Source organism: Pedobacter sp., from assembly GCF_035317785.1.
Lineage (GTDB): Bacteria > Bacteroidota > Bacteroidia > Sphingobacteriales > Sphingobacteriaceae > Pedobacter.
The window spans coordinates 1-5,571 of record NZ_DATHGC010000309.1 but is presented as its reverse complement, the minus strand read 5'-3'; the positions used below and the strand labels follow the sequence as shown (position 1 = coordinate 5,571).

The 5,571-nt window shown below is 42.9% G+C and carries 6 protein-coding genes; all 6 read right to left on the bottom strand.

From position 1 onward, the window contains the following. A partial coding sequence (locus VK541_RS19460; RefSeq protein WP_324372090.1) for a glycoside hydrolase family 3 N-terminal domain-containing protein occupies positions 1-611 on the bottom strand: 611 nt, incomplete at its 3' end. Between the two features lie 22 nt (positions 612-633). Further along, entirely contained in the window at positions 634-1,362 is a 729-nt protein-coding gene (locus VK541_RS19455) for a prolyl oligopeptidase family serine peptidase (RefSeq protein ID WP_324372089.1), read from the bottom strand. Next, complete coding sequence (locus VK541_RS19450; protein ID WP_324372087.1) at positions 1,362-2,666, bottom strand: glucoamylase family protein; 1,305 nt, start codon at positions 2,664-2,666, stop codon at positions 1,362-1,364. The genes VK541_RS19455 and VK541_RS19450 overlap by 1 nt, the downstream gene beginning before the upstream one ends. 133 nt (positions 2,667-2,799) lie before the next feature. Beyond that, on the bottom strand, positions 2,800-4,065 hold the full coding sequence (locus VK541_RS19445) for a hypothetical protein (protein WP_324372086.1): 1,266 nt from the start codon (positions 4,063-4,065) through the stop codon (positions 2,800-2,802). A 146-nt stretch (positions 4,066-4,211) separates the two neighbouring features. Next, the gene (locus tag VK541_RS19440) at positions 4,212-5,144 is read right to left on the bottom strand and encodes a LamG-like jellyroll fold domain-containing protein (RefSeq protein WP_324372085.1); all 933 of its coding nucleotides are present in this window, start codon (positions 5,142-5,144) and stop codon (positions 4,212-4,214) included. 48 nt (positions 5,145-5,192) lie between these two features. After that, positions 5,193-5,571 (bottom strand): RagB/SusD family nutrient uptake outer membrane protein (locus VK541_RS19435; protein WP_324372084.1); only part of this gene is annotated, 379 nt, incomplete at its 5' end.

The following is a 5,571-nucleotide window of genomic DNA, read 5'->3' as shown; positions in this document are numbered from 1 at the left end:
GTATTTGCTTTGGAGAAATCGGTTCCCTGGAAACCTCTTACGTTTGCTTCGGCGAGCCTCGAACCTAAAAAACCATCTTCGCCTGAGCCTTCGGAAACGCGTCCCCATCTCGGATCACGCGCCAAGTCGACCATTGGTGCGAAAGTCCAGTGCACGCCGCCCGAAGACGCTTCTGCAGCAGCGATGCGTGCCGCTTTTTCAACCGCCAAAGGGTCAAAAGAAGAAGCCATCCCGAGATTGATCGGGAAAATAGTCTTGTAACCATGAATGACGTCATGCCCAAAAAGCAATGGGATTTTGAGGCGGGAGCTTTCCATATTGATCTTTTGGATTTCCCTTGTTTCCTTTGCCCCTGTTGCGTTTAAGATCGAACCAACTTTTCCCTGCTGGATTCTGGTGACAAAATTTTCCCCGGTTATTGGTCCGGTTACTGTTCCGTCTGAGGTGAATTGCACCAATTGATAGATTTTTTCATCAACGGTCATTTTCGCCATCAGTTCTGCAACAAAAGCGGCCTTAGGTTTTATCGTCTTTGTCTTGTTTTCATTCTTATTTTGGCTGTAGCCGGAAGCTAATACCAATAAGAACAGCATGGTCAATTTGGCTTTCATGTGCTTATAATTGGGTTCTGATTTATTTCTTTGTTTGTTTGAGCATCCAGTCGTAAATTTCCGGATAGTCATATACTTTAGACCAGGTATCGTGTCCGCATTCATTGCAGATGTTGAGTTCGACATTGGCATTGCATTTTTTGAGCGCTTTATAAACCTGGATGTCTGAACTGATATCGACTGCATCATCAAGCAAACCGTGATAGATTTTGGTCGGGATGTCTTTGATTTTGCAGATGTAATCTATGTTGAGCAAATCCACGAAGCCCGAAATCGGAACCAAGGCCGCGAACATCTCAGGATGTGCGATGCCGAGGCTGTAGGTTTCCCATCCGCCAAGGCTTAAACCCGTAAGATAAATCCGGTTTGGGTCAATATTGTTGTCTTTTTGGATTTTCAGAATCAGCTTGTAAAGCGATTCGGTATCCCAATCCTCATTTTCCGGACATTGCGGTGCCAAAACATAGGCGTCGATCTGGTGTGTCTTGAGGTATTTGAACGGACCATGGATTTTTACCTTTTCGATATCAGGGGCTTTTTCGCCCGAACCGTGCAGGAAAATAATCAGTGGTTTTTTTTCTTTAACGTTGGCAGGAATATGCAAGGCGTAGCCCATTTCCTTTTTTATGACAATTTCTGTTTTGACGGAACCGGTTATATCCGATTGCGCAATGGCCGGATTAAAAAACAATAAACAAATCACTAATGCAAAATGGAACGTAAACCTTGTTGTTTTTAAAATACTATTCATCAGAAACCGTATTGGCTGGAATGGAATCCAAGGTTTAGTAAACCCGTTTGCACCTCGGGCGCATTCATGAACAGATCCCATAATAATTTTGACCTGTAATTTTCTATCATTGGTGTGATGGTTCCCTGGTCGATGGCAAGATATCTTGGCGTAACCCAATTGTACTGCGGTGAAAAAGCATCATACGGTCCGGCAATACCAATAAGGATGTCTTTTTTATCCTGGTAAAAGAAACGAAGTGCTTTCATACATTCTGATGGCAGATACGGGAATGACGAAATCGCCGCCGTTGGCGTAATTACCCCTTTGTCATTGGTTGGCGAATGTGCGGTATAACCAGTAGTTCCATTCGCATTTCGGGTGTAACTTGCTGTTAGTCCCCAGCATTTATCACTGTATTCGGCATAGGAATAAGGATTTGCGATACAATGTTTCTGCATAATTTTGGTATGGTTTGTCACCAGGTCTTCGTAATTGGCATATTGGTCGGTCAAACCTGTCGGATTCAATCCCATGTACGAATAATGCGACCAGAACATCGGACCCACATTTCCCGAAGCGCCATTGTAATCAAAAATTACCGGGATGCCAAAACGGGAACCGCCGTTAACTATTGCACCATTTCTTGCCCAGCCTTGATTATAAGGTGCAGCTGTTATGGGATGTGTTGGTGAAGACGCGGCCATCACATAAGTAATGAGGCATTCATTATAGCCTTGTAGTTTAAAATTCTTGATCCATTCGAAATTGGGCGACCAATGCCAGTAAAGCACGTTTTCTCCTCCGCGGGTATACCAATTCCAATCGACCCCTTTCCAAAGTATATCAGCCTTTTGCGATAACGCAAGTTCTGCTCCGGTACTATTTTTAAAATATTCCCTGACGCAAATCAGTGCCTGGCACATGAAAGAAGTCTCTACAAGATCGCCACCGTCATCATCGGCGCCAAATGGGACTACGTGCCCTGTGTTTCCGTCAATCCAATGCGACCATGCGCCGTGGAAACGGTCGGCATTTTCAAGGAAATTGAGTGCGGTTGTTAATCGTGTTACGGCTTCTTCGCGGGGAATGAAGCCCCGTTCTATGCCAACAATTATGGTCATGAGTCCAAAACCTGAGCCTCCGGTTGTCACCAAATGTGCGTCGAGGCTGGTATTGTCTGTATGGTATCTTTCGCGTGCTAATTTTGAATTGGTCTCGGCATAATCCCAAAAATATTTGAGCGCATCTTTTTGAGCGAGATCTAAAATTTGTTCATCCGTAAGTACTTCTGCTGCGGGCGGAGTCGGTTCTGTGATTGGCATATCTTTCGAATCCGAGCAAGAGCAGGAAAGCAGTAATGGGAAGAGTATAAAGAGGTGGATAATTTTCACTTGGGAAGTTTTATGTTTTAATTAAACCGGTAAATCATCGCCGGTTTTGTATTGATTGGATTTTTTACCATGCAAAATTGGCCGACCATGGGCTAAAATCGCTCCAGGTACCATTCGGGCATTTCGATTTGACGCGGTACTTTAGTATCCAGGTACCCGCCTGATTCGCATTACATGCATATATTGTCTGCTGGGTGGTATTGGTACTTGCTGTTTGGAAAGTGCCTGATACTGGCGGAACAGCGCCGTTTGTTAAATTAACTCCCATATATTCTATTTGATAACTGGTGGCACCCGAAACAGGAGTCCAGGAAAATTGTCCATAACCGCAACAATGGCCTGGCGTACTGCCACAAATCGATGTTGCGCTGAATGACAAACTTGCCGGATAATTGTTGGCAGGGCATAAAACAGGATTTACGGTTATCCAATCTGAATCGGGTATATTGCATCCGCCAACGACTCTGATTTTGAATTTAAAACTGTTAGGTGGCAATACATAATAAAAATAGTCACCATTAGATATCGTTAACGAACCTGGATAGTTATTCGTAAGGTTCACATAATCCATTACATAATATATCTGGCTATTAGAAGTTGCAGGTGTAAAGTTTATTATATAACTACTCCCGGATGGGGTTGCCGACACATTGGATAAAGGAGTGGTCACACAAGGTACTGTATAAGCCGATTCAACGGTTGACCAGATTCCGTATTGTCCGCTGGCGCATTTCCCTCTTACCCTCCATTGATATTGGGTATCTGGAAGCAAGTTATTGACCCATTTAGTACAAAATGGATCACCATAATAAATATCCGTATTTTGATTTGTCCAGTTTGTTTCAGAAGTTTTTTTGTATTGGAGTTCATAGTTCGGGTTACTATTTGACCAAACAGCTAAAAAACGATCGGAATAATGAGAACAGCATGCAGTGTATATGGAATTGGGTACGCCCCCATTGCATGCAGGAGGTGCGGTGTAATTGTAATTTACAGTAATTTTTATCATTTGGGCCTCATTCTGAAAGCAACTGCCGTTTGTGGAAAATTTATAGACCGAAGTAACATTCTGAGTGACGGTGGCTTTAAATTTAAATGTCATTATTGTATTGTAACCAGGAGTTAGATAATTTCCGTTACTATAAGTAATGCTCTTTAACCCATCATCAAATGCACAATAGGTAGGAGTTACTAAAAGGCTTCCGGATTGCCCCCCATAACAATTGACCTGAACTGTTGCAGAAACTTCTACACCTGAAGTAGTAGTGACCGTCTGCGAAAGCGGTGTATAAATTAAATAATTTTGAGAATGCAGTCCAATTGATAACATGAGAAAAAAGAGGAATATTATTGGCTTTAAAAGTTGGTTGATTTTCATGTGTTGATTAACTTTAGGTTGTCTTGATAAGATGTAATAATGAAGTTTAGCAATAGTAAAAGCATCTGGCAATTATATCACCAGATGCTTTGTTTTAATTATCTTCCTGCTTTTTCCAACTCATACAAAGAGTTGATGTCAGCTTGGCTAAGTGCTTTTTTCCATATCCGGATTTCATCTACACCACCTGTCAATGGCTTGTTCCAGGTATCCGCAGTTGTTGCAACATTTCCAAACGCACCAATCATTGGCGTCGAGGTCGCGTCCATAACAAGCGTAGAGTTATCACCTCTAACCTCAAATGCAGGATTTGATATTTTTGCGCCATTTGAATAAATGATAAACTTGTGTGTTGCACCTTCCCATGTAAATACGAGTTGCGCCCAAGTTCCACCAATAACGTTAGGACCGGCTACGTGTTTTCCTGGTGTAACTAAATTTTCCTCGACCATCCATGGCTCAAGGTGAAGCGCATTTTCGTAAATTTGTGAACCGTTAGTTACAGTGTTCCAACCCGCTTTTACCTTGATTGAATCATTTGCTACACCTTCAGGGGTAACCGGACGAAGCTGACCCGTTTCAGCATATAGCATAATGTTTCCTTGCCAATCGTCTATAGCACTTTTCATAGAGAAAAACGTAGAAACCGATCCACTACCTGGGACTTCAGTTTGATTGTTCTTAACATTTACCCATGCACTTATTGTGAAGGCATTCACAGTTTGGGTCAATGCAGCTATTTGAGGATACGTAATATAGCCGCCATTCATGATGGCCGCCTGCCCTTTAATTCCTGCTGACCAGGTAGTCCCGATGGTGGTTGACGAAGCTGTGTTCGAGATACTTTCTGTACCATTTCCATCTAAAGGCCAGTAGGCAAGAAGATCAGCACTTCCTACTTCTCCGGCGTTGTTGTATCCGCCAATTGGAGGAAGGGTTGTATTTCCATCATTGTCGTCATCGCTACAGCTTATTAAGCCGATGCTCAGGGCAATCGCTAATGTAAATCCAGTTAATTTGATTGTTTTCATAATGTTTAAGTGTTTAAATTAATTAATATTAAGAGTGAATTAGATAAATTAGTTGTATCCTGGGTTTTGTGTAAGTATTCCGCCGCTGGCCGTAATCTGGTCCTGCGGTATCGGAAACACTTCATTTACGCCCACTTGGAAAGTTTTTCCGTTTGCAGCCATCGCGGCTGCCGCTTGTCCTGTCCTGATGAGGTCGAACCACCTGTCGTGTTCCATTGCCATTTCCAGGTGCCTTTCGTTCCAGATGGATTCCAAAGTCACCGCCACAGCCGGTAAAAGACCTGCCCTGGTGCGGATTTCGTTGATTCTGATTAATGATTCGTCTGTGCTTCCGATATGAAATCCGGATTCTGCCCGAATGAGCAGGATATCGCTGTATTTCAATATCCTCAGGTTTTTGGCAGTCATGCCAAGATTACCATCCCAT

Bases quoted from the DNA above. Each gene is read 5' to 3' on its own strand.
- VK541_RS19455 (WP_324372089.1), bottom strand. From the start codon at position 1,362: ATGAATAGTATTTTAAAAACAACAAGGTTTACGTTCCATTTTGCATTA.
- VK541_RS19450 (WP_324372087.1), bottom strand. From the start codon at position 2,666: ATGCCAATCACAGAACCGACTCCGCCCGCAGCAGAAGTACTTACGGAT.
- VK541_RS19445 (WP_324372086.1), bottom strand. From the start codon at position 4,065: ATGTTATCAATTGGACTGCATTCTCAAAATTATTTAATTTATACACCG.
- VK541_RS19440 (WP_324372085.1), bottom strand. From the start codon at position 5,144: ATGAAAACAATCAAATTAACTGGATTTACATTAGCGATTGCCCTGAGC.